Annotated in this window: 22 protein-coding genes and 1 tRNA gene; 9 read left to right on the forward strand and 14 right to left on the reverse strand. The window is 65.1% G+C overall.

The features are described 5' to 3' along the window. Positions 1–79: 79 nt before the first annotated feature. A complete protein-coding gene (pnp, locus tag AC07WS_RS23265; protein WP_176361962.1) occupies positions 80–2,203 on the forward strand; it encodes a polyribonucleotide nucleotidyltransferase in 2,124 nt (707 codons plus the stop codon). A gap of 276 nt (positions 2,204–2,479) precedes the next feature. Beyond that, a complete protein-coding gene (locus AC07WS_RS23270) occupies positions 2,480–2,911 on the forward strand; it encodes a DUF29 domain-containing protein (RefSeq protein WP_494731360.1) in 432 nt (143 codons plus the stop codon). On the opposite strand, the gene AC07WS_RS23275 is transcribed toward AC07WS_RS23270, so the two are convergent. Next, a complete protein-coding gene (locus tag AC07WS_RS23275; protein WP_494731361.1) occupies positions 2,896–4,296 on the reverse strand; it encodes a PQQ-dependent sugar dehydrogenase in 1,401 nt (466 codons plus the stop codon). The genes AC07WS_RS23270 and AC07WS_RS23275 overlap by 16 nt on opposite strands. 122 nt (positions 4,297–4,418) lie before the next feature. Here AC07WS_RS23275 and bla point away from each other — a divergent pair, with 122 nt between their 5' ends. Both bla and AC07WS_RS23285 read left to right on the forward strand, forming a co-directional pair. Further along, positions 4,419–5,267, forward strand: a complete 849-nt coding sequence (bla, locus tag AC07WS_RS23280; protein WP_494731362.1) for a subclass B3 metallo-beta-lactamase — start codon at positions 4,419–4,421, stop codon at positions 5,265–5,267. Next, positions 5,264–5,971 (forward strand): alpha/beta fold hydrolase, encoded by a 708-nt coding sequence (locus tag AC07WS_RS23285; RefSeq protein ID WP_494731363.1) that lies wholly within the window; start codon positions 5,264–5,266, stop codon positions 5,969–5,971. The genes bla and AC07WS_RS23285 overlap by 4 nt, the downstream gene beginning before the upstream one ends. Here the strand turns inward: AC07WS_RS23285 and AC07WS_RS23290 are convergent. The 7 genes from AC07WS_RS23290 to fdnG all read right to left on the reverse strand — a co-directional run bounded on the left by AC07WS_RS23290 (position 5,956) and on the right by fdnG (position 15,116). After that, positions 5,956–6,051, reverse strand: a tRNA-Sec gene (locus AC07WS_RS23290). The two genes, AC07WS_RS23285 and AC07WS_RS23290, sit on opposite strands and share 16 nt — an antisense overlap. Positions 6,052–6,057: 6 nt before the next feature. Beyond that, positions 6,058–7,959, reverse strand: a complete 1,902-nt coding sequence (gene selB, locus AC07WS_RS23295) for a selenocysteine-specific translation elongation factor (protein ID WP_494731364.1) — start codon at positions 7,957–7,959, stop codon at positions 6,058–6,060. Further along, complete coding sequence (selA, locus tag AC07WS_RS23300; RefSeq protein ID WP_494731365.1) at positions 7,956–9,401, reverse strand: L-seryl-tRNA(Sec) selenium transferase; 1,446 nt, start codon at positions 9,399–9,401, stop codon at positions 7,956–7,958. Before selA ends, selB begins: the two co-directional genes overlap by 4 nt. Beyond that, positions 9,398–10,390: a formate dehydrogenase accessory protein FdhE gene (gene fdhE, locus AC07WS_RS23305; protein ID WP_494731366.1), complete on the reverse strand. Its 993-nt coding sequence runs from the start codon at positions 10,388–10,390 to the stop codon at positions 9,398–9,400. The genes selA and fdhE overlap by 4 nt, the downstream gene beginning before the upstream one ends. Positions 10,391–10,460: 70 nt before the next feature. After that, complete coding sequence (locus tag AC07WS_RS23310) at positions 10,461–11,114, reverse strand: formate dehydrogenase subunit gamma (protein ID WP_494731367.1); 654 nt, start codon at positions 11,112–11,114, stop codon at positions 10,461–10,463. Continuing rightward, the gene (gene fdxH / locus AC07WS_RS23315) at positions 11,111–12,025 is read right to left on the reverse strand and encodes a formate dehydrogenase subunit beta (protein WP_494731368.1); all 915 of its coding nucleotides are present in this window, start codon (positions 12,023–12,025) and stop codon (positions 11,111–11,113) included. Before fdxH ends, AC07WS_RS23310 begins: the two co-directional genes overlap by 4 nt. A gap of 19 nt (positions 12,026–12,044) precedes the next feature. Beyond that, positions 12,045–15,116, reverse strand: a complete 3,072-nt coding sequence (gene fdnG / locus AC07WS_RS23320) for a formate dehydrogenase-N subunit alpha (RefSeq protein ID WP_494731369.1) — start codon at positions 15,114–15,116, stop codon at positions 12,045–12,047. Positions 15,117–15,362: 246 nt separating this feature from the next. On the opposite strand from fdnG, the gene AC07WS_RS23325 reads away from it, so the two are divergent. The 3 genes from AC07WS_RS23325 to AC07WS_RS23335 are packed head-to-tail and all read left to right on the forward strand — an operon-like array spanning position 15,363 to position 17,719. Then, positions 15,363–15,857, forward strand: a complete 495-nt coding sequence (locus tag AC07WS_RS23325; protein WP_494731370.1) for a nuclear transport factor 2 family protein — start codon at positions 15,363–15,365, stop codon at positions 15,855–15,857. A 42-nt stretch (positions 15,858–15,899) separates the two neighbouring features. Continuing rightward, on the forward strand, positions 15,900–16,940 hold the full coding sequence (locus AC07WS_RS23330; protein ID WP_494731371.1) for a sensor histidine kinase: 1,041 nt from the start codon (positions 15,900–15,902) through the stop codon (positions 16,938–16,940). Further along, entirely contained in the window at positions 16,937–17,719 is a 783-nt protein-coding gene (locus AC07WS_RS23335; protein WP_494731372.1) for a LytR/AlgR family response regulator transcription factor, read from the forward strand. The genes AC07WS_RS23330 and AC07WS_RS23335 overlap by 4 nt, the downstream gene beginning before the upstream one ends. A gap of 7 nt (positions 17,720–17,726) precedes the next feature. Here AC07WS_RS23335 and AC07WS_RS23340 read toward each other — a convergent pair whose 3' ends face one another. From AC07WS_RS23340 to AC07WS_RS23365, 6 genes are all read right to left on the reverse strand, one after another. Beyond that, the gene (locus tag AC07WS_RS23340; RefSeq protein WP_494731373.1) at positions 17,727–19,262 is read right to left on the reverse strand and encodes a histidine-type phosphatase; all 1,536 of its coding nucleotides are present in this window, start codon (positions 19,260–19,262) and stop codon (positions 17,727–17,729) included. A 3-nt stretch (positions 19,263–19,265) separates the two neighbouring features. Further along, positions 19,266–21,344, reverse strand: coding sequence for a TonB-dependent siderophore receptor (locus AC07WS_RS23345; protein WP_494731374.1), 2,079 nt, complete (start codon positions 21,342–21,344; stop codon positions 19,266–19,268). A gap of 108 nt (positions 21,345–21,452) precedes the next feature. Continuing rightward, the gene (locus AC07WS_RS23350) at positions 21,453–22,361 is read right to left on the reverse strand and encodes a carbohydrate kinase family protein (protein ID WP_494731375.1); all 909 of its coding nucleotides are present in this window, start codon (positions 22,359–22,361) and stop codon (positions 21,453–21,455) included. 1 nt (position 22,362) lies between these two features. Next, positions 22,363–23,571, reverse strand: a complete 1,209-nt coding sequence (locus tag AC07WS_RS23355) for an AGE family epimerase/isomerase (protein WP_494731376.1) — start codon at positions 23,569–23,571, stop codon at positions 22,363–22,365. A 136-nt stretch (positions 23,572–23,707) separates the two neighbouring features. Beyond that, a complete protein-coding gene (locus AC07WS_RS23360; protein WP_494731377.1) occupies positions 23,708–24,730 on the reverse strand; it encodes a LacI family DNA-binding transcriptional regulator in 1,023 nt (340 codons plus the stop codon). Positions 24,731–24,859: 129 nt separating this feature from the next. Next, a complete protein-coding gene (locus tag AC07WS_RS23365; RefSeq protein WP_494731378.1) occupies positions 24,860–25,012 on the reverse strand; it encodes a hypothetical protein in 153 nt (50 codons plus the stop codon). 34 nt (positions 25,013–25,046) lie between these two features. On the opposite strand from AC07WS_RS23365, the gene AC07WS_RS23370 reads away from it, so the two are divergent. Continuing rightward, positions 25,047–26,321 (forward strand): sugar MFS transporter, encoded by a 1,275-nt coding sequence (locus tag AC07WS_RS23370; protein ID WP_494731379.1) that lies wholly within the window; start codon positions 25,047–25,049, stop codon positions 26,319–26,321. A 10-nt stretch (positions 26,322–26,331) separates the two neighbouring features. Continuing rightward, a partial coding sequence (locus tag AC07WS_RS23375; protein WP_494731380.1) for a glycoside hydrolase family 3 N-terminal domain-containing protein occupies positions 26,332–26,896 on the forward strand: 565 nt, incomplete at its 3' end.

Below are 26,896 nucleotides of genomic sequence, written 5' to 3' on the forward strand. Positions count from 1 at the left end.
AAAGACGGCAACTATGCCGTCTGTGGTGAGGTGAACGACAGCCCCTGAAAATCTGTCGGCAAATAGAAAGGGATTACCCATGTTTAATAAAGTTACGAAAACCTTCCAGTACGGTCAACACACCGTGACGCTGGAAACCGGCGAAATCGCTCGCCAGGCCTCCGGCGCAGTCATGGTGTCGATTGAAGATACCGTGGTGCTGGCCACTGTCGTGGCGCGCAAAGACGCCAAGCCAGGCCAGGACTTCTTCCCGCTGACCGTCGACTACGTTGAGAAAACCTATGCTGCCGGTAAGATCCCGGGCGGTTTCTTCAAGCGTGAAGGTCGTCCTTCGGAAAAAGAAACACTGACATCCCGCCTGATCGACCGTCCGATCCGTCCTCTGTTCCCGGAAGGCTATCTGAACGAAGTGCAAGTGATCATTCACGTGCTGTCGGTCAACCCGGAAATCGATCCGGACATCGCCGCCATGATCGGCGCATCGGCCGCCCTGTGCGTGTCGGGCGTGCCGTTCAACGGCCCGGTCGGCGCAGCGCGCGTCGGCTACGCCAACGGCCAGTACATCCTGAACCCTACCGTTGAACAACTGAAGACCTCGCAGATGGATCTGGTGGTCGCCGGTACCGAAACCGCCGTGCTGATGGTGGAATCGGAAGCGCAGCAGCTGTCCGAAGAAGTCATGCTGGGCGCCGTGGTGTTCGGCCACACCCAGATGAAAGCGGTCATCGACGCGATCCACGACCTGGTGCGCGACGGCGGCAAGCCGGAAGTTGAATGGGTCCCGCCAGCGAAGAACGAAGCGCTGATCGCCCGCGTGGCGCATTTCGCCGCCGGCAAGATCAACGAAGCCTACCAGACCAAGGACAAGCAGGAGCGTACCGCCAAGCTGAAGGCCGCCACCAGCGAAGTGCTGGCCGACCTGTCCGCCGAAGCTGCCGCCGCCGGCGCCGCGCCGGTCGACGCAGCCGAAGTGAACAACATCCTGTTCGACATGGAAGCCAAGATCGTCCGCACCCAGATCCTGGACGGCGAGCCACGCATCGACGGCCGCGACACCCGCACCGTGCGTCCGATCTCGATCCGCACCTCGGTGCTGCCACGCACCCACGGTTCGGCGCTGTTCACCCGCGGCGAAACGCAGGCGCTGGTGGTTGCCACCCTGGGCACCGCACGCGACAGCCAGAAGATCGACGCGCTGATGGGCGAGTTCACCGACTCCTTCATGCTGCACTACAACATGCCACCGTTCGCCACCGGCGAAACCGGCCGCGTCGGCACGCCCAAGCGCCGCGAAATCGGCCACGGCCGTCTGGCCAAGCGCGCGCTGATCGCCGCGCTGCCGGCACCGGAAGAGTTCAGCTACTCGGTGCGCCTGGTGTCGGAAATCACCGAATCGAACGGTTCGTCGTCGATGGCTTCGGTCTGCGGCGGCTGCCTGGCGCTGATGGACGCCGGCGTTCCAATGAAAGAGCACGTCGCCGGTATCGCGATGGGCCTGATCAAGGAAGGCGGCAAGTTCGCCGTGCTGTCGGACATCCTGGGCGATGAAGATCACCTGGGCGACATGGACTTCAAGGTCGCCGGTACCCGCAACGGTATCACCGCGCTGCAGATGGACATCAAGATCATGGGCATCACCAAGGAAATCATGCAAGTGGCGCTGGCGCAAGCCAAGGAAGGCCGCGAGCACATCCTGGGCGAAATGCAAAAAGCCATGCCGCACGTGAAGACCGAGCTGTCGGACTTCGCACCGCGCCTGATCACCATCAAGATCAACCCTGAGAAGATCCGTGACGTGATCGGCAAGGGCGGCGCCGTGATCCGCGCGCTGACCGAAGAGACCGGCACCCAGATCGACATCAGCGACGAAGGCGTGGTCACCATCGCATCCGTCGACGCAGCCGCCGGCCAGGAAGCCAAGCGCCGCATCGAAGAACTGACCGCTTCGGTCGAAGTGGGCAAGACCTACGACGGCGTGGTATTGAAGCTGCTGGACTTCGGCGCGATCGTTCAGGTCATGCCGGGCAAGGATGGCCTGCTGCACATCTCGCAGATCGCCAACGAGCGCGTCAACGCCGTTGCCGACTACCTGAAAGAAGGCCAGGCAGTGCGCGTCAAGGTTCTGGAAACCGACGACCGCGGCCGCCTGAAACTGTCGATGAAAGCCGCTGCTGAAGAAGCCGCTGCCGCCGCTGCACAGTAATCTCAGACCCGTCTGACGAAAAACCGCCCTGTGGCGATGCGATGGCCTTGGCCATTGCATGCACACAGGGCGGTTTTTTTTCGCCCCGAACTTTCTGCGCCGCGCCCGGTCCAACCGGATCATGGGCACTCTATACGATGACGACATCATTGCCTGGTCCGAACGGCAGGCGGCCTTGCTGCGCCTGGGAATTGCTCGATCGCGAAAACGTCGCCGACGCCCAGGTCCATCTGCCATTTGATCTGAACTTTTCAAGCTGTGGAGGGTCTTATAGCCATGACTACGACTTACGACGACGACGTGGCGGCATGGGCGCTGGAGCAAGTGGCGTTGCTGCGCGCAGGTCAATGGGGCTTGCTGGATATCGAGCATATTGCCCAAGAAATCGAGGATATGAATATCAGCCACCGCCATCAACTGGCGCATCGCCTGTCGATATTGATGGCTCATCTGCTGAAGTGGAAATACCAGTCGGATCGGCGCGGCGCCAGCTGGAAGAACACCATACGCAACCAGCGCGCCAAGATCGACAAGCTGCTGAAGCAGATGCCAAGTTTACGGCGTCTGCTGGAAGATCCCGAATGGGATCAGGAAGTATGGGACGATGCGGTCGATCTTGCCGGCCGCGAGACAAATTTGATTGGCCTGCCCAAAGTCCGGGAGTGGGACTTTGGGCGGATACTGGCACCGGATTATTTCCCGTCGTAGGTGACGCGGTACACGCGTCCGCCGTAGTCGTCCGAGACGATCATCGAGCCGTCCGGCAGCGTGGCCACGTCCACCGGCCGGCCCACCACTTCCTCGCCGCGCAGGAAGCCGTCGATGAAGGCGGTGTCGGTGACCACCTTGCTGTTGTACAGCGTAATCAGGCGCACGCTGTAGCCGCTCTTGGTCGAGCGGTTCCACGAGCCATGTTCGGCGATGTAGACATTGTTGCGGTACGCCTCGGGGAACTGCTTGCCGGTGTAGAAGGTCAAGCCCAAGGGCGCCACGTGCGGCCCCAGCTTGGCGACCGGCGGCTCGAACTCCTCGCAGCTGCGGCCCTTGGCGAACACCGGGTCCGGCACCACGCCGCCGTGGCAGTAGGGGAAGCCGAAATGCATGCCGGCCTTGGACGCCACGTTCAGCTCGCACGACGGCGTGTTGTCGCCCATCTCGTCGCGGCCGTTATCGGTGAACCACAGCACCTTGGTGACCGGATGGAAGGCGAAGCCCACCGTGTTGCGCACGCCGCGCGCATATTCCTCCAGCTGGCTGCCGTCGGCGTTCATGCGGTAGATCTTCGCGCTCTTGGTATCCTCGACGTCGCACACATTGCACGGCGCGCCGACCGGGATGTACAGCTTGCCGTCCGGCCCGGCCTTGATCACCTTCTCGCCGTGCCATTTGTCGTTCGGCAGGCTGACCTTGACCACCTCGTAGGACGGCTTGCGCGCATAGCGCTGGTCGATATTGTCGAAGCGGATCACGCGGCTGATTTCGCCCACGTACAGCGCGCCGTTGAGCAGGGTCACGCCGATCGGGTTTTCCAGGCCTTCCGCCACGGTGACGACCTCGGCAGTCTGCCGGTCGGCGCGCGGCACCAGCGCGTACACCTTGCCGGCCTTGCGCGAGCCGACATAGACGATGCCGCTGTCCGACACCGCCATGCTGCGCGCGGCGGCGACCTGGTTGGCGTAGACGCCGATGTGGAAGCCCTTGGGCAGCTTGAAGCCGGCCAGGTCGGGCACGGTCTGCTGCGCTTTGGCTTCGGGCGTCAGCGCAGCGGCCGGCTTGGCGGCGTTGGCGGCGATCAGCTCGGCCAGCAGCGCGATCTGGCTTGCGTTCAGGGCGGGGGACCAGGCCGGCATGTCCTTTTCCGGCACGCCCTTGCCGATGATCTTGATGAGATTGGCCCTGGTCGGCGCGCCGTGCAGCCAGGCGTGATCGCCCAGCGACGGGCCGACGCCGCCCTCCATCTTGACGCCGTGGCAGGCGGCGCAGTTGGCCTGGTAAAGTTTTTCGGCGGCGCCGGTTGGGGAATCGGCCGCATGGGCCGCGAAGGTGGCTGCGGCCAGGCAGGCGATGGCGGCGCGGAGTGCTGGATGGTTCATGGGCGGTTCCGTTGAGTGGCGACACGGTATTGTGCCAGTCTCTACCGGCCACCACCATCACCATGACGGGGTGTGCGGATGTACAATATTCCTTCTTTATCAACTTTGCCATATCCCGCCCCATGATCAAACCCTTGCTGGCCGCAGCGCTTTGCGGCCTCGCCGTCTTTGCCGATGCCCGGGCCGCCGATGACAACTGGAACCAGCCGGTCGAACCGTTTCAGATTTACGGCAACAGCTATTACGTCGGCGTAAGCAGTCTCAGCTCCGTGCTGGTGACGTCGCCCCAAGGCCATATCCTGATCGACGGCGGCTATCCCGATTCGCCGCAGCGCATCGCCGCCAGCATCCGCAAGCTGGGTTTCCGCGTGCGGGACGTCAAGCTGATCTTGAGCTCGCACGATCACTTCGACCATGCGGGCGGCATCGCCGAACTGCAGCGCATGACGGGGGCGGCGGTGGTGGCCAGTCCGCTGACGGCCGCCGCACTCGAGCGCGGCCGCATGGCCGGGGACGATCCCCAGTTCGAGGGCAACACACCGTTTGCCAGGGTGGTCAAGCCGCGCACGGTGCGCGACGGCGAAACCGTCAAACTCGGGCCGCTGACGGTGGCCGCCATCTACACGCCGGGCCACACCGCGGGCGGCACCAGCTGGACGTGGCGCTCCTGCGCGCAAGACCGCTGCGCCAGCATCGTGTTCGCCGACAGCCTCAACCCGATTTCCAGCGACGGCTACAAGTTCAGCGCGCACCCGGAGGTGGTGCAGCAATATGAACAAAGCTATGCGGCGCTGGAACGGGCCTCGTGCGACGTCATCATCGCCGCGCATCCTGAATTCTCCGGCACCTGGGATAAGCTCAACAGCGGCAAGCCGAACGCCTTCCTGGACGGCGGCGAGGGCTGCAAAGCCTACGTCAAGCAATCGCGCGACAAGCTCACTCTGCGCCTGGCGGAAGAGGCGGGCAAATGATCGTGGATTTCGATGTGGCCCATGACGGCCATGTGCTCAAGGGCGACCACTACCTCGGCGCCGCCAGCAACCGCGTGCTGTACCTGCACGGCGCGGGCGCCAGCACCCGGCGCGGACACCATCTGCTGCGCGGCGCCCTGCAGCAGCGCGGCGTCGGCAGCACCTGCTTCGACTGCGTCGGCCACGGCGACACCGGCGGCGCGCTGGCGCAATCGTCGGTGGCCAGCCGCACGCGCCAGGCGCAGGCGGTGGCCGCGGCGCGCGGCCTGCCGGAGCCGATGGCGATCATCGCCGCCAGCATGGGCGCCTACAACGCCGTCCGCATGACGCAGAGCCATCGTGTCGATGCGCTGGTGCTGATCGTGCCCGGCGTGTACACGCCGTCGGCGTATGAAGTGCAGTTCGGCCCCGGGTTTTCGGCCGTGATACGGCGCGAGCGCAGCTGGGCCGACAGCGACGCCTGGGACATCCTGTCGCGCTTCGAGGGCCGCCTGCTGGTGATCGCCGCCGAACACGACGCCACGATCCCGCGGGAGATCCCGGAACGCCTGGTGGCCGCGGCGGCGAACGCGCAATCGAGCCGGCTGCACATCGTGCAGGGCGCCGAACACAATCGTCTCTGGTCGCTGCTGGAGGAGGACCCGGCCAGCTTCGCAGCCGCCGTCGATATGGTGGCCGATGTGGTGAATGGCGGAAGGCAGTAGGAGTCGAACTTACAGGGGAGCGTCCGACGCCCCCCACCGGGTTTGAAGCCCGGCCCCATCACCGGATGAGTATGCCTTCCGTGGGACTACTCGCCACTGTACGACCAGACTGCGTTCGGCCGTATCAAGTGGATGTTGCCTACGCGCCGAGTATAGCCGACGCGATCGAAGAACTCCAATATCTGTATGGCCCGCTTGCGACCCAGCCCGGTCGCGTCGCGGAACGCCGACGCCTGCACTTCGGGCAGCGCCGCCACCAGCGCCGCCAGTTCGGCCAGCCGCTTCGGATGGTAGAACAGGTCCGGCACCAGCTGGCTGATTTCACCCGTCTTCGAGAGCTTGAGCAGCAGGCGGCGCACCTCCGCCTCCGGCATGCGATGATCGCGCGACAGGTCGCGCACCCACGGCGGATCGAACGCGCCGTCGCGCAGCGCGGCCAGCAGCGGCGTGGCCAGCGCCTGCTCCTTCGCGCTTAGTTCGACGCTGTGGCCGGGCAGGTGCAGGCTGCGGCCGCGCTGTTTCACCTGCCCGGCGACGATCAGCGTTTCGGCCAGGCGGCTCCACAAGCGATCCTCCATCTCCGGCGCGACGATGCGCTTGAGGCGCCACAGTTCGGGGCCCGCTTCGTCCGGCGCGCGCGCATGGAATTCGGCCAGGCCGCCGAGGATGCGCGCTTCCAGCGCCTGCACTTCGCCGGCGGCGAGCAGCAGCGCGTCGCCGCCTTGCAGGGCGACTTCGATGGTGTCCGGCGGCAGCGCGATCCGATCGGCCGGCAGCTGCGACAGCCGCATCAACGCCGACCTGCGCAAGCCGAGAGGGCTGCGCGCCAGCAGCGAGGCGATGTCTCCGCTGGCGACGAAATCGGCCAGCGCCTGCAGCCACGCCATGCGCTCCGCGCTGCGCCGCTTGCGCGCCGGGCCGAAGGGATCGAGCACCATGCCGCCGCCGATGGTGACGGTGGCTTGCGCGTTGCGGATGACGAAGCGGTCGCCCGGCACGGCGTGCACCGGCGCGTCGAGCACCAGCTGCACGCGGGCGGTCTGGCCCGGCGCCAGCAATTCGCCCTCCAGCAGCACGACGTTGGCCGTGTGGTGCGCGGCGCCCAGATGCACGTGCAGCGGCGACCATGACTTGAGCGTCTGGCCGCAATCGGGCGTGAGCGTCAGGTCGGCGTCGATGCGGCTGGAGCATTCGGCCAACGCCGGGGCGACGACCCACGTGCCGCGCTCCACGTCCTCTTTCGCCACGCCGTTCAGGTTGAGCGCCAGCCGCTGGCCGGCGCGGCCTGTCTCCGCGCTGCGGTTCTGCGCGTGGATGCTGCGCACGCGCGCCTGTTGTCCGCCGGGCGCCAGTTGCAGCACGTCGCCGACGCGGACGCTGCCCGCCAGCGCGGTGCCGGTGACGATGGTGCCCTGGCCGGACAAGGTGAACACGCGGTCCACGCCAAGCCGGAACAGGCGCCGTTCGTCGCTGGCCGGCAGCGATGCCGCCATCTGGGCCAGGTGCAGCAGCAAGGCCTGCACGCCGGCGTCGCCGGCCGCGCTGGCGTTGGTGCGGAAGATAGGCGCTTCGGCGAAGTCGGTTGGCGCCAGCAGGGCGCGGACGTCGCGCTCCACCTGCTCCACGCGCGGCGTGTCGACGCGGTCTACCTTGGTCAGGGCCACCGCGCCGCGCCGCACGCCCAGCAGGCGCAGGATGGCAAGGTGCTCCAGCGTCTGCGGCATGATGCCGTCGTCGGCGGCGATCACCAGCAGCGCGGCGTCGATGCCGGTCACGCCCGCGGCCATGGTGCGGATGAATTTTTCGTGGCCCGGCACGTCGATCACGCCAAGGATGTCGCCGTTGTCCAGCGGGGCGTAGGCGTAACCGAGTTCGATCGAGATGCCGCGTGCCTTCTCTTCCTTCAACCTATCCGTGTCCACGCCGGTGAGCGCGCGCGTGAGCGTGGTCTTGCCGTGGTCGATATGACCCGCCGTGCCGACGATCATACGGCCAGCAGCGCTAGTTGGTCGGCGAAGCGCTGGCGCTGGTGATCGTCCAGACAGCGCAGGTCCAGCCACAGCGCATCCTGCGCCACACGGCCGATCACCGGCAGCGGCAGGGCGCGCAGCCGTTGTTCCAGCACGCCCAGCGCGTTGCTGATGCGCCCAGCGGCTGCGGCGCGCACCACCAGGCCGTGGCTGGGCAATTGATCGACGGGCAGGGCGCCGCTGCCGATCTGGCTCATCATCGGCTCCGAGCTCGCTACGTAGCCTGCGCCCAGCGCCGCTTGCAGTGGCGGCAGCAGCGTCTGCGCCAGTTCGCGCATGTCGGCGGCGGGTCGGGTCAGCAGCCTGAGTGTGGTCAGGCGCTCGGGCAGCAGGTCCGGCGCGCGGTACAGCGCGAGCACCGGCTCCAGCGCGGCCAGCGTCAGTTTGCCGACGCGCAGTGCGCGCTTGAGGGGATTCTTCTTGATCTGCGCGATCAGGTCGGCGCGGCCGACGATGATGCCGCACTGCGGGCCGCCCAGCAGCTTGTCGCCGCTGAAGGTGACCAGGTCCGCGCCGCCGGCGATGGTTTCGCGCACCGTGGTTTCGTGCGGCAGGCCGTATTGTTCCAGGTCGACCAGCGTGCCGCTGCCCAGGTCCACCGCCAGCGGGATGTTGTGCTTCTTCGACAGCGGCGCCAGCTCCGGCAGTTCCACGCTCTTGGTGAAGCCGGTGATGGCGTAATTGCTGCAGTGGACCTTCATCATCAGCGCGGTCTGCGGGCCGGCTGCTTCGGCGTAGTCCTTCAGGTGCGTGCGGTTGGTGCTGCCCACTTCGCGCAGCACGGCGCCGGCGCGGGTCATGATGTCCGGAATGCGGAAGGCGCCGCCGATTTCCACCAGCTCGCCGCGCGAGACGATGACCTCCTTGCCCTGCGCGAGGGTGTTCAGCATCAGCAGCACGGCGGCGGCGTTGTTGTTGACGATGGTGGCCGCCTCGGCGCCGGTCAGCTCCAGCAGCAGGTCTTCGATCAGGTTGTCGCGGTCTCCGCGCTTGCCGGTATCGATGTCCCATTCAAGGTTCATCGGCCAGCGCAGCGCTTCGGCGACGGCTTGCACCGCGCTGTCGGGCAGCAGGGCGCGGCCAAGGTTGGTGTGCAGGACGGTGCCGGTGAGGTTGAAGACCGGCCGCAGCGGCGAGCGGTTGGTCTCGCGCAGGCGCTCGGCCAGCATCGCCAGCAGGGCGGGGATGCCGGTGTCGCCGGTGGCTGGCATGCCGTCGCGGCGGCTGGCCAGCATCATGCTGCGCAGTTCCGCCAGCAGCATGCGGGCCGCTTCCAGCGTCTGCGCGCGGCCGTATTCGGCGATCAGCGGCGCGCAGGCGGCGTCAGACAGGATCAGGTGAACGGCCGGGAGGCGGATCGCTCCGGCCGCCGCGCCAACGTCCGCGGTGTCGCCGCTCATACGGCGTTGAACCACAACAGGGGATTGCCGCTGGCGCGGGCGTAGCCTGCCTCGCCCACCAGCAGATCCAGCGCCAGGCTGGCCAGGTCGTCGGCCAGCGGTTCGACGTTGTAGTCGTGCTCCTGGTTGAAGATCTTGCGGTAGGTGCGGCAGTCGTCGCAGGTTTCGGCGCGCGCGACCTTGCTCGGGTCGTTGGCCTTGTTGGCGGTTTCCGGCGCGTCGCCGGCCGGCTCGATGCTTTGATAGGCGATGCGCGCGGTATGTTCGCAGCACGAGCATTTGACACGCACCATATGCCATTCGCTGGCGCAGCAGCTGCATTGCAGGTAGCGGTAGCCTTGCGATTGTCCGCCGATGCGGATCACGCTGGCCACGGGATGCGCGCCGCACACTGGGCACAGCGTGTTGGTCACCAGCGGCGCCACGCGCTGCGCGTCCAGCTGGCCGGCGCGCATGGTCCACATGATCTGCAGCGCTGCGGCCACGAACGGCGCATGCAGCGGATTGACGCTGTCGGTCAGCTCGGACAGCACGGCGTCGGCGCAGCCTTCCAGTTCCGCGCTGTCGAGCGCGCGCAGCTCGGCGAGCACGGAGGCGATCTGCGGCTGGCTTTCCGCCAGCGGATCGAGTTGATCGAGCAGGGCGCTGAACACGGAGCGCCACGACGGCGGCCGCGTGCCGCTGACCGGCAGCGGCGGCATATTGTGTTCGAGCGAGACGTCGATGTCGGCGGCGTCGGGCAGGGCGAAGGCGTCCGACGGGAAGGACTGCGCCACGGCGGCCTGCGCGTCGACCAGGGCGGCCATCAGCAACAGATAGCCGCGCAGCGTTTCGCCGACGGGGATGCCTTTGATTTCATTTTTGGCAAGCTGGCGCAGGCGGGCGGCGCGTGCGGTGAACAGGCTGCGCGGTTGCGGCAGCAGCAGGCGTGGAATGGCGTTGTGATCGAGCGCTTCGATCTCGCCGGGTTGAAGCAGGCGTTGTACCAAGATGTCTCCCAGAGGACCGGCGGCGACGGAGCCGCCGGCTCTCCAACTATTCTAATCCTAAACTGCCGGGTCAATCACGCGATTTGCGCGCGACCTCCTCAAACCAGCGCGGGTGGTGCTTGCGCGCCCACCCGTAGGTGACCGTGCCGCGCACCATGGCGCCTATCGACCCCTTCACCCACAGGCCCGCGTAGACGTGGATCACGATGGAGCAGATGATCACGAACGCGCAGAAGGCGTGCAGCAGCGCGGCGAAGCGCACGACCTCGATGGGGAAGTAGAACGCGAAGTAGGCGCGCCAGATCACCACGCCCGACAGCAGCAGGCCGCACATGCAGAAGATCAGCACATAGAACAGCAGCTTCTGTCCCGCGTTGTAGCGGCCCACCCTGGGCAGCTTGTCTTCGCGGTTGTGGACCACGTCGCCGATTTGATCCAGCCACTGTTTGTCGCCCGGCTCGAACTTGTTGTGATGCCAGAAGCGCGCCACCAGCAGCGCGAACGACACGAACATCACCAGCCCGATAAACGGATGCAGGGCGCGCGTCCACTGGCCGCCGCCCAGGAACACCGCCATCCACGCGGTCGCCGGATGGAACATCGCCAGCCCGGACACCGCCAGCAGCACGAAGCAGATGGCGGTGATCCAGTGGTTGCTGCGTTCATTCGGCGTATAGCGCTCGATCAGCGGATTGCCGTCCTTGTCGCGATCAGGTGTGCTCATTTTTCGCTCTCCCGGATACGGTTGGCTTCATGCAGCGCCTCGGCTTCCTCGTCCCTGCTGACCTCATTCGGCCCGACCCGCGAGTAGTGGAACCAGCCGGCCAGCGCGGTGACGGCGATGCCGGCCAGCGCCAGAGGCTTGGTCAGGCCCTTCCACAGACCGACCATGGGGCTGATGCTCGGATTGGCCTTCAGGCCATGGTAGAGGCCCGGCTGGTCCGCATGGTGCAGCACGTACATCACGTGCGTGCCGCCCACGCCGGCCGGATCGTACAAGCCGGCGTTGGCGTAGCCGCGCGACTTCAAGTCCTCGATGCGTTCCGCCGCGTGGTCCTTCATGTCCTCCTTGGTGCCGAAGACGATGGCGCCGGTGGGGCAGGTCTTGACGCAGGCCGGTTCCTGGCCCACCGCCACGCGGTCGGAGCACAGCGTGCACTTGTAGGCGCGGTCGTCCTTCTTGGAGATGCGCGGCACGTCGAACGGACAGCCGGCCACGCAGTAGCCGCAGCCGATGCAGTTCTCCTGATGGAAGTCGACGATGCCGTTGGTGTACTGGACGATGGCGCCAGGCGCCGGGCAGGCTTTCAGGCAGCCCGGGTCCTCGCAGTGCATGCAGCCGTCTTTGCGTATCAGCCATTCCAGGTTGCCGTCGTTGGTCTCGTGCTCCGAGAAGCGCATCACGGTCCACGATTGCGGCGACAGGTCGATCGGATTGTCGTACACGCCGGTGGTCTCGCCGACGTCGTCGCGCAGGTCGTTCCACTCCATGCAGGCGGTCTGGCAGGCCTTGCAGCCTATGCACTTCGAAACGTCGATCAATTTGGCGACGGTGCCGGTGACGGGCGTGCGCGCCACCGGCTCCTCCACCGTCGTCGCCGACATGCGCTTGATATCAAGGGATTGTAGTGCCATGGTCATTCTCCTCGGGCCGTCATGCTTTTTCCACTTTCACCAGGAAGGACTTGAATTCCGGTGTCTGCGAATTGCCGTCACCAACCGTCGGCGTGAGGGTGTTGATCAGGTAGCCCGGTTTGGTGACTCCCTTGAACCCGAAGTGGATCGGCAGTCCGACCTGGTGGGTCTTCTTGCCGTCGATGATGAGCGCCTTGATACGCTTGGTCACCACGGCCTTGGCCACGATGTGCCCGCGCTTGGAGCTGACCTTGACGCGGTCCCCATGCGCCACGCCGATCTCCTTGCCCAGGTCCTCGCCGATTTCGACGAATTGCTCCGGCTGGATAATGGCGTTCAGGCGCGCGTGCTTGGTCCAGTAGTGGAAGTGCTCCGTCAGGCGGTAGCTGGTGGCCACGTGCGGGAACTCGGCCACCTTGCCCAGCTTGGCCCGGTCGCCCGGGAACATGCGGCCGACCGGATTGCTGGTGGCGCGCGCGTTTGTCGGATGCATCGGGTTGTGGCCGACCGGCGTTTCGAATGGCTCGTAGTGCTCGGGGAAGGGCCCCTCGGCCATCGCGTCGCGCGAGAAGAAGCGGGCCACGCCCTCGGCCAGCATGATGAATGGCCCCATGCCGTTTTCCGGCGGCTCGTCTGCCTTGAAGTCGGGGATGTCGGCGCCGGCCCAGTTGGTGCCGTTCCATCCCACCAGCTTGCGCGTGGGGTCCCACGGCTTGCCCTTGGTGTCGCACGAGGCGCGGTTGTACAGGATGCGGCGGTTGGCCGGCCAGGCCCAGGCCCAGTTCAGCGTCTGGCCGATGCCGCTCGGGTCGGAGTTGTCGCGCCGTCCCATCTGGTTGCCGGCCGAGGTCCAGCAGCCGGCGAAGATCCAGCAGCCGCAGGCCGTGCTGCCGTCGTCGCGCAGCTGCGCGAAGCCGGCCACCTGCTCGTTCTTCTTCAGGATGACCTTCGTCGGGTCCTTGGGATCGGTGAGCTCCTTGAGCGCCTTGCCGTTGTACTCCATCGCCAGTTCCTCCGGCGTTGGGCTGAACGGCTTGGCGTAAGGCCAGGTGAGGTTGACGATAGGGTCGGGGAATTTGCCGCCGTCGGTCTGGTACATCTTTTTGATGCGCAGGAAGATGCCGGACATGATCTCCAGATCGCTCTTGGTCTGCCCTGGTCCGTCGGCGCCTTGCCAGTGCCATTGCAGCACGCGCGAGGAGCTCACCAGCGAGCCGCGTTCCTCGGCGAAGCAGGTGGTGGGCAGGCGGAACACCTCGGTCTGGATCTTGGTCGGATCGACCTGGTGGAACTCGCCGAAGGGACGCCAGAACTCCGCCGTCTCCACCGCGAGCGGGTCCATCACCACCAGGAACTTCAGCTTGGACAAGGCTTCCGTGATCTTCTGCTTGTCCGGCGCCGAAGCCAGGATGTTGAAGCCCTGGCAGATGTAGCCGTTCATCTTCCCTTGATGCATAAGCTCAAACGCCTGCATCATGTCGTATGGCTTGTCCAGCTTGGGCAGGTAGTCGAAGGCGTAGTTGTTCTCCTCCGTGGCGGCGTCGCCCCACCAGCACTTCATGAAGCTGACCAGGAACTTCTTGGCGTTGCTGTAGTAGCTGAGCTGATTCGGACGCAGAGGCTTGAGCGCGCGCTTGGCGGCGTAGGCCTCGAAGTCCTGCTCCGCCTCGCCGGGCAGCGTCAGGTAGCCGGGCAGCATATTGGTCAGCAGCCCCAGGTCCGTCAGGCCCTGGATGTTGGAGTGGCCGCGCAGCGCGTTCATGCCCCCGCCGGCGATGCCGATGTTCCCCAGCAGGAGCTGCACCATGGCGCCGGTGCGCAGCGTTTCCGCGCCGGTGGAGTGCTGGGTCCAGCCCAGCGCATACAGGATGGTGGCGGCGCGGCCCGGAACGGCGGTCGATGCCAGCATCTCGGCGACCTTGTGGAATTTCTCGGGCGGCACGCCGCAGGCTTTCTCCACCATCTCCGGCGTGTAGCGCGCGTAGTGCTTCTTCATCAGCTGATACACGCAGCGCGGGTGCTCCAGCGTGGGATCGATCTTGGCGAAACCGTCGTCGCCCATCTCGTAGTTCCAGCTGCTCTTGTCCGTGTACTTGCCCGCCTTTTCGTCCCAGCCCGAATACAGGCCGTCGTTGAAGGCGAAGTCCTCGCGGACGATGAAGGGCATGTCCGTGTAGTTGCGGACGTACTCGTGCTGTATCTTGTCGTTCGTGAGCAGGTAGTTGATGATCCCGCCCAGGAATACGATGTCCGCGCCGGTGCGGGTAGGGACGTAGTAGTCCGCCACCGAAGCGGTACGGGTGAAGCGCGGATCGACCACGATCAGCTTCGCGCCGCGATGCGCCTTCGCTTCCGTGACCCATTTGAATCCGCAGGGGTGTGCTTCCGCTGCGTTACCGCCCATGACCAGGATGACATCGGCGTTCTTGATGTCTACCCAGTGATTCGTCATCGCACCACGTCCAAATGTCGAGGCAAGACCTGCCACCGTTGGACCGTGTCATACACGCGCCTGATTGTCGAATGCCAGCATGCCCAGACTGCGCATGGTTTTATGGGTAAGGTAGCCTACCTCGTTGGTCCCCGCCGACGCGCACAGCATGCCGGTGGTGGTCCAGCGGTTGACGGTCTTGCCGTCCGCCGTCTTGTCGATGAAATTGGCGTCGCGATCGGCCTTCATCAACTTGGCGATGCGGGTCAGCGCGTCGTCCCAGGAGATTTTGCTCCACTCGGTCGCGCCGGGAGCGCGGTACTCGGGCACCAGCAGGCGGTTTTCGGAGTGGATGAAATCGACCAGGCTCGCGCCTTTCGGGCATAGCGTGCCGCGGTTGACCGGGTGGTCGGCGTCGCCCTCGATGTGAATGATGCTGGCTTTGGCGTTCTTGGCGCCGTCGCCCAGGCCGTACATGAGAATCCCGCAGCCTACGGAGCAGTAGGGGCAGGTGTTGCGGGTTTCGGTGCTGCGCGCCAGCTTGTACTGCCGGACTTCGGCCAGGGCCGATGCCGGCGCAAAGCCGAGAAGCGCGATGCTCGAACCCGCGATGGTCGCGCCAGTCACCCGAAGGAACTGCCGCCTGGTCATCTGATTCATGGGGTAAGCCTCTCATAGTATGAAAAGACCTACCAAGTCTATCACTATAGAAAAGGAAGTTCAGTAACGAATTGAATCGAATATTGCATTTATAACATTTAATAGTTTCCTATTAACCACAACCGCGCCTGAACCGGCCGTGTCGCGTCACCGCTTCACCGCATGTTGCGCACGGCCGGGCGCATATGGCTCGACCGGCGCGGCGCCGATGCTTATCGTGACTTATTCACTCACATTGGAGCTTACATGCGCAAACTGCCTTCCTTTATTTTTGCCGTCATCATGGCCGCCTGGTGTGCCGCGCCCGCGCGCGCTGCGGACACCGGGCGTGACGCCGACGTAGCGGCCATTCGTCAAGTGGTGCAGCAATTCCAGTCCGCCATCGTCGCCCACGACGGGAAGACCTTGGGTGGCCTGTTCCTGCCGGATCACGACAGCTGGCTGTCGGTATTCGACACTCCGACCTGGAACGCGGTCAAGGCGAAGAACCCGGCGGCGCGCAAGGTGATGCGCTCAACTTGGCAAAAGTTCGCGGACTACATCCAGACTTCCACCGGGCCGGTAGAGGAGCGCTTCTACGATGTGCGCATCGATACGAATGGCGCCGTGGCCTCGGTGTACTTCAACTTCGACTTCGTCTCCAATGGAAAGGTCAGCAACCGTGGCAGCGAGAGCTGGCAGATGGTGCAGACTGAAGACGGCTGGAAGATCAGTTCAATGCTGTATTCGATCGGCGACTGACGCGCTAGAATTGCCGGATTCTCCTTTTCCCGGACACCGCGCGTGAAAGAACCTGCTCCACAATTCGTCGCTGTCCTCGCCGCGCTGCCGGTTGCCGTCTGCATGGCGATCCTCGGCCTGCCGGCGCTAGGCCATGGCTACGCGGCCGCCTTCCGCGGCCTGTACTTCGTTGCCTGCATGGCGTGGATAGCTCCATTGGCGCAATTGCAGCGCCTCCTGTGGCGCCGCGAGAGTACCTTGATGTTCACGGCGGTGGTATTGCTGGCGGCGAGCTACGCGATGTCGATCGCCAATGCGCTGGCGGGGCAGTGGCTGGCGATCGCGCTCGGGTTGGAGGCCGGCTATCGCTGGTCCGAACTGCTACGGGGCCTGGATGGCTGCTGGTTGGCGCTGATCGCCTTCTGTGCAGTGCATGCGGTCGCGGTTTACTACCTGTCGCTGCAGCGCAGCCAGCTGCAACTGGCGCAGGCCCTCGCACACGCGCGGGACGCCGAACTGCGCGCCCTGCGCCTGCAGGTGAATCCGCACTTCCTTTTTAATACGCTGAACGCGATATCGGCCCTCGTCGCCACAGGGGCCGACCGCGAGGCCACCCGCATGATCAGCCGCGTGGCCGACTTTTTGCGCGCCACCCTCGTGCACGACGGCCGCCATGAGCACGCGCTGGCCGAGGAACTGGCGCTGATCGAGGCCTACCTCGGCATCGAACAGGCGCGGCTCGGCGAGCGGCTGCGGGTGACGATGACGGCCGGCCCAGAGGTGCTTGACGCGGCGGTTCCTTACCTGCTGCTGCAGCCGCTGGTCGAAAACGCGATCCGTCACGGAATCGCCCCGCTGGCTGCGGCGGGCCGGCTCGATATCCGCGTTGAACGCAGCGGTACCCGCTTGGCGGTCGATTTGCTCAACGATGGCCGCCGGCCTCCATTGACCGCGACCACCGGCGCCGGCATCGGCCTTGCCAACGTGGCCGAGCGGCTGCGCCACCTGTACGGCGGCGAGCACCGGTTCGACGCCGATTGGCGCGACGAGTGCAGCTTTCAGGTGCGCCTGACGTTGCCGCTGCGGCCGATGGCGGCGGCATGAAGCCCGTCCCGATCAGCGTCGCGATTGTCGACGACGAGCCACTGGCGCGGCTCGCGCTCAAGACACGGCTGGCGCGCCGGCCTGGCTTCGAGCTGGCCGCGGAATATGGAGACGGCGATGCCGCCGCTCAGGGATTGGCCGCGCTGCGTCCAGACCTTGTGTTCATGGACGTCGAAATGCCCGGCCGCAGCGGCCTTGAAGTACTGCGCGCGCTGCCGGCGGACAGCCGGCCCATGGTGATCCTGGTCACGGCGCACGACAGCTTCGCCTTGCAGGCCTTCGACCTGGCGGCGCTCGACTATTTGCTCAAGCCCGTCGATGACGACCGCTTCGACGAGGCGTTGGATCGCGCACGCAGGGCCTTTCCCTGGCGCCGGCAGAAGGAGGAGGCCACCTTGCCGGCACCGGAGTCCTGGACACGCACATTTACGATACGAACGGGAACGCGCACGGTGCTGGTGCGGGCTATCGACGTCGAACGCATCGAAGCGGACGGCGACTATGCGACGCTGCACGCGGGCGGAAGGACGCACCTGGTGCGGGAACCCCTGCATCTGCTGGCCATGCAGCTCGACCCGTTGCAGTTTCAACGTGTACACCGTTCGGCGATCGTACGCATCGACATGGTCGTCGAACTGCGTTCGCTGACCAATCGCGACGCTTTGCTGCGCCTGCGCGACGGCAGCCTGCTACGCGCCAGCCGCACCTATATGCCGGCGTTGCTGGAAGCGCTTGAGCGCCACAACAGTCAGGACGCAAGCCGGAGCCGATGCGCTTGATCCGGCACTAATTCGGCAGGTAGCAGGCGCGCAGGCTGGCGTAGTCGTAATAGTGGCTGGCCGGGGCGATCTTTGCATGATCGCATGCGCGTTTGAAGTCCGCTTCCTTCTCGTTGTACAGCATGCGGACCAGCGTGCGGCCTTGGTCATTGGCGTAGACGTCCCACTGGATGTTGGCCGCCATCGGCGCCACGGCTTCGCCGCGCCAGTTGCTGTTGTCGTAGCTGTATGTCGCCGCACGCGGCAGCGGTTCGGACATGCCGGGCAGGCCGAGGATGGCCGCCATCGGAATGACGATCTCCGCGTGGGCGAAGCGCAGCTTGGCGGCGTGCGACAGGTCGCCTTTGGCGACGGCGTCCACTTCGCTGAAAAAGTCGTCGAGCAGCGTTTGCGCCATGCGGTAATTGACGCCGCCGTTTTCGCTGATGCCGGGGCCCTTGCTGTAGAAGGCGATGGCGTCCTCGGTGGCCGCGAACACCGCCGCTTGCTGCGCCGGCATGTAGCGGGTGAAGTCGGCCTTCAGTTCGGCCTTCATGTCGGCTGCCGCCGCGTACAGGTCATACACCGCCTGCGCCGCGTCGATGGCGGATTTGATCTCGGTGTCGCCGTCGCCGGTCAGCTTGTTGGTGAACCGCTTGTCGGCGCTGGTGTAGCTGTAGGTGCCTGTGTTGGCCGCGCGGTAGCGGCCCTGATCCAGTCCGGCGACGAAGGCCGGCGTGAACAGGCGTTCCAGCACCGCCTTGGCAGCCGCAGCGACCTGCGGCTGCGCCAGGATGGCGGCTTCACGCGCGCGCAGCTCGTCGCTCCTGGCCCAGGCCTGGTATTCCTGGCTGGCTTGCCAGGTGGCGTACAGCGGATCGCCGCTGTCTGCCACCGCATCCTGCTTGTTACCGAGCTTGTGGAAGTAGAGCAGGAAGCGGTCGGTGCCTGCGGGGCGGCCGTCGTGATTCGTTTCGGCGCGCGGCGCCAGCGATGGCGGGCGCACGATCAGCGCCCGCAGCTTGGGTTGCTGCGCCACCAGCGAGCCGGCGAAGTACTCGCCGCTGTCCACGGCGCGGTCCTTGCCGGAGGTGACCAGCAGGATGCTGCGCCGTGCGGCGACGGCGTCATGGAACAGCTGCGGCAGGCGGTGCACCATGCGTTCGGCCAGCTGCTTGTGCTCCGTCACGCCTTGCATGGTTTCGTTGCCGTAGCCGGGCTTGGTGATGCCGGGCACGCCGTAGCCCAGCAGGGCGTTGGCCTTCATCATTTGCAGAAGCTCGTCGCCCAGCTGCGCGCCCAGCGGGGTAAGGGCTTTCTCCTTTTCCGCCAGCTGCCAAAGCTTATACAGCGCCAGGTCGGTCTTCATGCTGCTCAAGCCGCGCGACCCGTGCCGCGCCAGCAGCTGGGTGTAGGCCGCGCGGTAGCCTTGCGGCGGCGCCTCGTAGCTGGCGCTGGCCTGCTGCGGTTGATACGGCGTCTTGGTCTGGTAATACTGCTCGCCGGACGCGTTCAACAGCAACAGGGATAGGGCGGCGCCGGCCGCGAGGCGTGGTGGTTTCATAATTTAGAAGTCTACGCGAACATTCACGCTGGCGGTGCGCGGCGAACCGACATTCAGGTAGTTCTCCTGATAGTAGGTCCAGTATTTGCGGTTGGCGATGTTGGAGATGTTGGCGCGCACGCTGACCATCTTGCCGAAGTAGCGGTGACGGTAGTTGAAGCCCGCGTCGAACAGCGTGTAGGCTGGCAGCGTGTTGACGTTGGCCGCATCCATCGGCAGCTCACCCAGGTACTGGGTGCCGGCATGCAGCGCCAGGCCTGGCAGCACATCGCGCCAGGTAGCCTGCACGGATACCTGGCGGCGCGGTGCGCCTACCGCGCGCTTGCCGCTGAAGCCAGGCGCGGCGTTTTCCAGTGTCGCGTCGAGCAGCATCAGGCCACCTTCGATCGACAGGTTCTTCGTCGCCTGCACCACGGTGTTGAATTCCACGCCCTGGTATTTGGTTTCGCCGTCTTCCACAAAAACGTTGGCGCCATTGGTGTACTGCGCGCCGCGCTTGATGTGGAACAGCGCCGCGCTGGCGTTCCAGAAGCTGCGCTCCGTCTTGACGCCGACTTCGGCCTGCTTGCTCTTGAGCGGAGCGAAGGTCTGGTTGGCGTTGACGGTGGACGTCGGCGCGCTGGAAGCCTGTTCCATCGCCTCGACATAGCTGCCGTAGACGGTGGTGTCGGCGGCGGGCTTGTACATCAGGGCCACGGTGGGCGTGGTGCGCTGTGCGGGGTAGTTGGCGATGACCGCGCCCTTGGTGGAGTAGGCGTTGTCGTTGTAGCGAGTGTAGCGGGCGCCGGCCAGCACCGACCAGTGGTCGGTCAGCTTGACGGTGTCGCTGGCGAAGGCCGCTTCCTGGCGGGTGGCTTCGTCGCGGTAGGTGCCGCCGCTCCAGTTGATGTTGTCGACGTTGATGATGTTGGGCGCGTACAGGTTGCCGGTGCCCAGATAGGTCTTGGGCGTGACCGCCGAGGAGGTCGACGACAGGTTCTGCGAGCTCACGCCGGCGACGATTTCGTGCGCCAGGCCTAAGGCGTTGATTTTGCCCTCGAAGCTGGCCTGCGCCTGGTCGAAGTGGTAGCCGTGCAGTTCGGAGGTGACGCGGTCCTTGTAGTCGGCCTTGTTGCTGGTGATGTAGTACTGGTCCTTCTTGTAGACGCGGGTCGAATTCGAGGTGCGGTACGACAGGTTCGCCACCCATTCAGGGCTCATGCGGTATTCCATGCCGACGGTGGACAGCGAGTATTCGACATCGCTGCCTGCGCCGATGCTATTGAGTTTGGTGTCGCCGGCGACCGGCTTCGGCACCACGTACAGTGGCGAGATCACCACGTCGGTGCCGCCGACGCTCTTGCGGCGCTGGTAGATCGCGTCGTAGGTGAGCGCCACGTCGTTGGAGACGCGCCACTCCAGGTTCAGGCCCGCCGCGTTGCGCTTGATCGAGCCGCTTTCTTCCTGCACGCCGCCGTCTTCATGCAGCAGGTTCAGACGGTAGCCGAAACCGCCTTCGTCGCCCAGGCGGCCACCGGTGTCGATATGTTCCTTGATCGCGCCACCTTCCTGGTAACCCATGGCTGCGCTGAAGCTCTTGTCGGTGGTCGGGCGCTTGCTGACGTAGTTGACGATGCCGCCCGGCGAACCGAAGCCGTACATAAAGCCGGTCAGGCCTTTGAGTACTTCCACGCTCTCGAACATCTCCAGCGGCATTTCGGTGCCGCGGTTGATGTTGGCCAGGCCGTTGATCTTGTAGCCGTTCAGGTCATCGAGGCGCAGGCCGCGCATCTGGATGGTGGCCGGGTGGGTGCTGATCGGCGGGCTGATGGCGGTGACCGAGGCGTCGTACTTCAGCACTTCGGAGATGCTGGTGGCCAGGCGGTCTTCGATTTCGTCGCTGCTGACGGCCTTGGTGGAGAAGGGCGTATCCAGTTCCGACTTGCGTCCCAGGGCGCCGCCGCTGACGCTGTCGCCCAGCTTTTTCTTTTCCACCGTCGCCTTGATGACGACTTTGGACAGCGCACCTTCGCCGCCATCTTCAGCGGCGAAAGCGGCGCCGTGCAGTGCGCACAGGCCGGCGGCCGCGAGGGCCAGATGCAAACGGGATTTGACGAAAGGAGTAGTCGGGCGCATGGAGACCTAAATAAGATGGGCAATATAAAGCCCGCAATCCTATCGATCTTGTGTTACGCCCGTATGACGTGGCCTTTATGTAATCAGGGCTTCGATCTGCGCCAGCGACGGCGGCGACGCGCCCGGCGCCAGGCAGGCGGCGGCGCCCGCCGCCACTGCGAAGCTCAAATGCTGCGACGGCCGCTGCTGCGGGCGATGCATCATGCTCCACGCCAGCGCAGCGATACTGGCGTCGCCGGCGCCGACGGTGTCCACCACGGTGATCGGCGGCGCCGGCATATGCCATGCATCGTCGCCGATGTGCAGCGATGCACCGGCCGATCCCTTGGTGTAGAGGTAGGTGGCGGCAGGGTTCCAGCCGCGCAGCGTGGCGAGGGCGCCATCGATATCGGCGGTGCGGAACAGGCCTTCCAGGTCTTCCTCCGACACCTTGATCACGTCGGCCAACTCCGTCATGCGGCGCAGCGTGGCGTCGTAGCGCTGGTCCATCAGCAGCCGGTAGTTGGGGTCATAGGAGATGCGCACGCCATCCTGCTTGAGCTGTTCGGCCAGCGCCACCAGCTTGTCCGCCAGCGGTTGGCGCGCCAGGCTGATGCCGCCGAAATGCACCCACTTGCAGTGCGCACGCCAGCCCTGCGGCAGCGCCGCCGCGTCGAACTGCAGGTCGGCGCTGTCGTCGCCGACGAAGAAGTAGGCCGGCGGGTCGGTGCGGTGCACGATGGCGAGCAACGGCGACTTGTCGTAACGCTGGATGAAGCGCAGGTCCAGCCGGGCGGCCTCGCTGGCCTGCCACAACGCGTCGCCGAAGACGTCGCGGCTGATGGCGCCGGCGAAGGCGGTCGGCACGTCCAGCCGGGCCATGGTGCGCGCCACGTTCCAGGTCGAACCGCCCACCTGGCTAAGCCAGTGCTGCTGCGCCGGGTCTTGCACGATCATGTCGGTCAGCGCTTCGCCCGCCGCCACGAATAATGGAAAGGCGGCCATCTCAATCCTTCAAAACGTTGAGCACTTCGTAGCAGGCGCCCATGGTGTGATAGTCCACTTTACCGGCCGGGCTTTTCTCGTCGGTCAGCTTGCTGTTGTCCGCGCCCAGGATACGGTACCACGCGCCATGCCGGTGATCGACGAAATGCTCCCAGCTATAGGCCCAGATTTTGTCGTACCAGGTCCAGTAGCGGGTTTCGCCGGTACGCGCGGCCAGCAGCGCGGCGGTGGCCAGGCTCTCGGCCTGCACCCAGAAGTATTTGAGATCGTCGCAGATGCTGCCGTCCGGCGCGAAGCCGTAGTAGATGCCGCCGTGTTCATGGTCCCAGGCCTTGGCCAGCGCCGCGTCGAACAGTTCGACGGCGCGCGGCAGCAGCCAGTGGCTTCCGCCTTCGAGCTGCGCGCCATGGCGCTCCAGCAGCAGCAACAACTTGGCCCATTCGGTCAGGTGGCCCGGCTGGTAACCCCACGGACGGAAGATGTTGCTCTTGTCGTGGCGGTTGTACTCGGTGTCGACCGACCAGTCGGCGTGGTAGTGCTCCCAAATCAGGTTGCCGGCCAGCGCGGCCTGGCGTTGCGTGATGTTGCGCGCCAGCGTTTCGGCGCGCAGCAGGTAGGCGCGGTCGCCGGTCGCTTCGAAGGCGGCGATCAATGCTTCGCAGGCGTGCATGTTGGCGTTCTGGCCGCGATACGGATCGAGGTAGCTCCAGTCGGAGCTGGCTTCGTCGGCATACAGGCCATGGGCGGATTGCCAGAATCGGCGCTCCATCAGCGCGAAGGTCTCGGCGATCCACTCGCGGGCCTGGGCTTCGCCGGCCATCAGCGCATGGCTGTAGGCCAGCAGCACGAAGGCCAGGCCGTAGCAATGGTTGGTGCCGTCGGTGACCGTGCCGGCGCCGTTGTTCCAGTCCAGCTGCCAGGCGTAGCCGCCAGTGTCGGCATTGCGATGCGCCGTGCGCAGGAAGTCCAGACCATGGCGCAGGCGCTGCTGGTCCGCCGCTTCGCCGAACTGGCGCCACGCCATCGCGTAAGTGAAGACGAAGCGCGTGCTGCTGACCAGGTGGCGGGTGCGGGCGTCGTAGACTGTGCCGTCGTCCTTGTAGAAGTGATAGAAGCCGCCGCTGGAATCCACGCAGCGGTCATCGTAGAAGTGCTTGGTGTGGCGTATGTGGTTCAGCAGCGTTGAGCGGGATTGAAAATCTGGCGCCATCGTCAGGTCCGTTTTTGGGTTGGAAGGCGGGCCGCCTTTGTTAGACAGGCCCCGGGTGTTTTTCAGGCGCGCAGCAGTCCCCCCGTTGCGGTTCTTGCGAACCGAACGTCCTGCGGCATAACCTGGATTTCAAAGTCTATTTCTGTATGCGCCAGCCGTCGAATACCGTGCTGGCACGGACGACCAACTCCACCGGAGCGATTTTCTCAACCGGTACTTCCTGCTGCCCACCGAGCAGCAGCTCCACGCCCAGCGCGCCCAGTGCCTTTTTGTCGATGCGCAGCGTCGTTAGCGGACGATGTCCCAACACGGCGGTGGCGATGTCGTCGAAGCCTACAATCGCGATGTCGTGCGGGACTTTCAATCCCTTGGCCAGGCAGCAGCGCATTGCCACCAGGGCGGCGCTGTCGTTGTAGCAGAATACGGCGTCCGGCGGATGGGGCAGGGACAGCAGCTGCTCCATCGCTTCCCAGGCGCCGGTTTCAAGATCGACGCCGTCCGGCAGTCCGGCTTCCAGGCGGGGATCTGCCAGGATGCCTTCTTCGAACAGCGCCTGCCGGTAGCCGCGCGCACGTTCGCGGATGCTGTAGTGCGACAGCGGGCCGGAAATGAAGCCCACGCGCGTGCGGCCGGTGTCGATCAGGTGTTTCGTGGCCAGGTAGCCGCCCATCATATTGTCCGGGTTGACCGAGCTGTAGCCGCGCAGCTTCATATCGATCAACACCAACTGCTTGCCGGTGGAGCGCAATGCGCTCAGCGTCTCCGGTTCGAAGAAGCCGGCGCAGACAATGCCGTCCGGCGCGTGCATGCGTATCTGGTCAATCAAGCCGTCCGCCGGGCCGACCGCCATGAACGACAACACGATGCCTTGCTTGCGGCAAGCCTCTTCGGCGCCGTGCAGCACCGGCGAGTAGAATGGGCTGCTCGATGCGGTGTTGTGCTGGCGGTGCAGCAGGAACGTCAGGCGGCGCAGGCGCTTGGGCCGAAGCTTGCAAAAATCGTAGCCCAGCTCTCGCGCCGCTTCCAGCACCATCTGACGGGTCGCTTCGGTCAAACCAGGTTCATTTTTCAGCGCCCGCGAGATGGTCCCGGTGGACACCCCGGCGACGCGGGCGATATCCCGTATCGTCACTCCGGCGACATTCGTGGCATTGCCCATCTAACCTCCATGTATCTCTATGATGCTGCTCGCGGCTGGGGTCCGTCGGCAGGATTCTGTGTGAACGCAGTCTTGCATAAGCATCTACGCGCGGTCAAACGCCATGCCGGCTTTGACCAAAAGTTTAGCTCAATTTACTAAACATGCAGGTTTTAGCCGCTTGGAGCGCGACAGCGGTGGCGTGCCGCCTATATCGCCATGTTTAGTGAGGATGGCTAAACTGAGGCCGAATTTCGCGGGATGTTTGACCACCGGACGGCGCGCATGCAGAATCTTTTTCATTAATATAAAAATCATCCATACAGGAGACAGACTTATGGAACACGTTGCATCGGCAGCCATGCGTACTCGCAGCCAAACGAATCAGGCCGGGGAGGGCAACACCGTCCCGCTGATCATCATCACGCTGCTGTTCTTTATGTGGGGCCTGCTAACGTCGCTGAACGACGTCCTGATCCCCCATCTGAAATCGATTTATACCCTTAATTATGTGCAGGCGATGCTGGTGCAGTTCTGCTTCTTCGGCGCCTACTTCATCGTCTCGCTGCCTGCCGGGATGCTGATCAAGCGCATCGGCTACCAGCGCGGCGCGGTCAGCGGCCTGGTATTGGCGGCCGGCGGATGCGCGCTGTTCTATCCGGCGTCGATGAACGGCTACGCGCTGTTCCTGCTGGCCTTCTTCGTGCTCGCCAGCGGCATCACGATCCTGCAGGTGGCGGCCAATCCGTATGTGACGGTGCTGGGCGCGCCGGCCACCGCGTCGAGCCGGTTGACGCTGACGCAGGCCTTCAATTCCCTGGGCACCACCATCGCGCCGACCTTGGGCGGCATCCTGATCCTGTCCGAAGGCGCGCCCGCAGTGGCCAACCTGGTCAAGACCAAGGCGGAGGAAGCCGCCGCCGTGCAGATCCCGTATCTGGCGCTGGCCGCCGCCTTGCTGGCGCTGGCCATCCTGTTCGCACTGGTGCGGCTGCCGAAGATGAGCCATGCGGAGGAAGAGGGCGGCGTCATCTCCATCGTCGAGAAGTCGGTGCTGGCGCATCGCCACCTGGTGCTGGGCGCCATCGGCATTTTCCTGTATGTCGGCGGTGAGGTCAGCATCGGCAGCTTCCTGATCAACTTCCTGGGCGAGTCCAATGTCGCCAGCCTGCCTGCCGGTGCCGCCGCGCACTACGTCAGCTACTACTGGGGCGGCGCCATGGTCGGCCGCTTCATCGGCTTCGCCGTGATGCGCTATGTTAGCCCGGGCAAGGCGCTGGCGTTCAATTCGGCGGCCTCCATCGCGCTGATCCTGACGGCCATCTTCGGCAGCGGCGCGATTGCCATGTGGGCCATCATCGCGGTCGGCCTGTTCAACTCCATCATGTTCCCGACCATCTTCAGCATGGCGCTGCACAAGCTGGGCAAGCAGACCGGCCAGGGTTCCGGCATCCTGTGCATGGCCATCGTCGGCGGCGCCGTCGTGCCCTTCGTGCAAGGCCTGCTGGCCGATACCATCGGTCTCCAATGGTCGTTCTTCGTGCCGGCCGCCTGCTACACCTTCATTCTCTACTTCGGTGTGAAGTACGCCGGCATGTACTCCACCCGTTAAGAGAGAACCTATGCGCGCCGATTTGAATTTACGTCCGCTGGCGATCGCGCTGGCGGTTGCAATGGCGCTCGCCGCCGCAACCGTCCTTGTCGTCGCCGTGACCCTGCCTGCATATGCCGCCGAAGCCGCGACGCCCGTTCCGGTGGCCGAGCGCACCTGGATGGACACGTCGCTGGGCGCCGACCGGCGCGCCGAACTCGCGCTGAAGGCCATGACGCAGAAGGAGAAACTGAGCTGGGTGATGGGCTGGTTCGGCTCCGACTTCGGCGACAAGAAGCGCAATCCCGCCGCGCTGCCATTCTCGGCGGGCTATATCCCGGGCTCGCCGCGCCTTGGCTTGCCCGCCTTGTTCGAGACCGACGCCGGCCTGGGTGTGGCGACACAGGCCACCAAGACGCCGCGCGAGCGCACCTCGCTGCCGTCCGGCCTGGCCACCACCGCCACCTGGGACCGCGAGCTGGCCTACAACGGCGGCGCGATGATAGGCGCCGAGGCGCACGCCTCCGGCTTCAACGTGATGCTGGCCGGCGGCGTGAACCTGCTGCGCGAGCCGCGCAACGGCCGCAATTTCGAAT

Source organism: Duganella sp. GW821-FHT01E12, assembly GCF_059422325.1.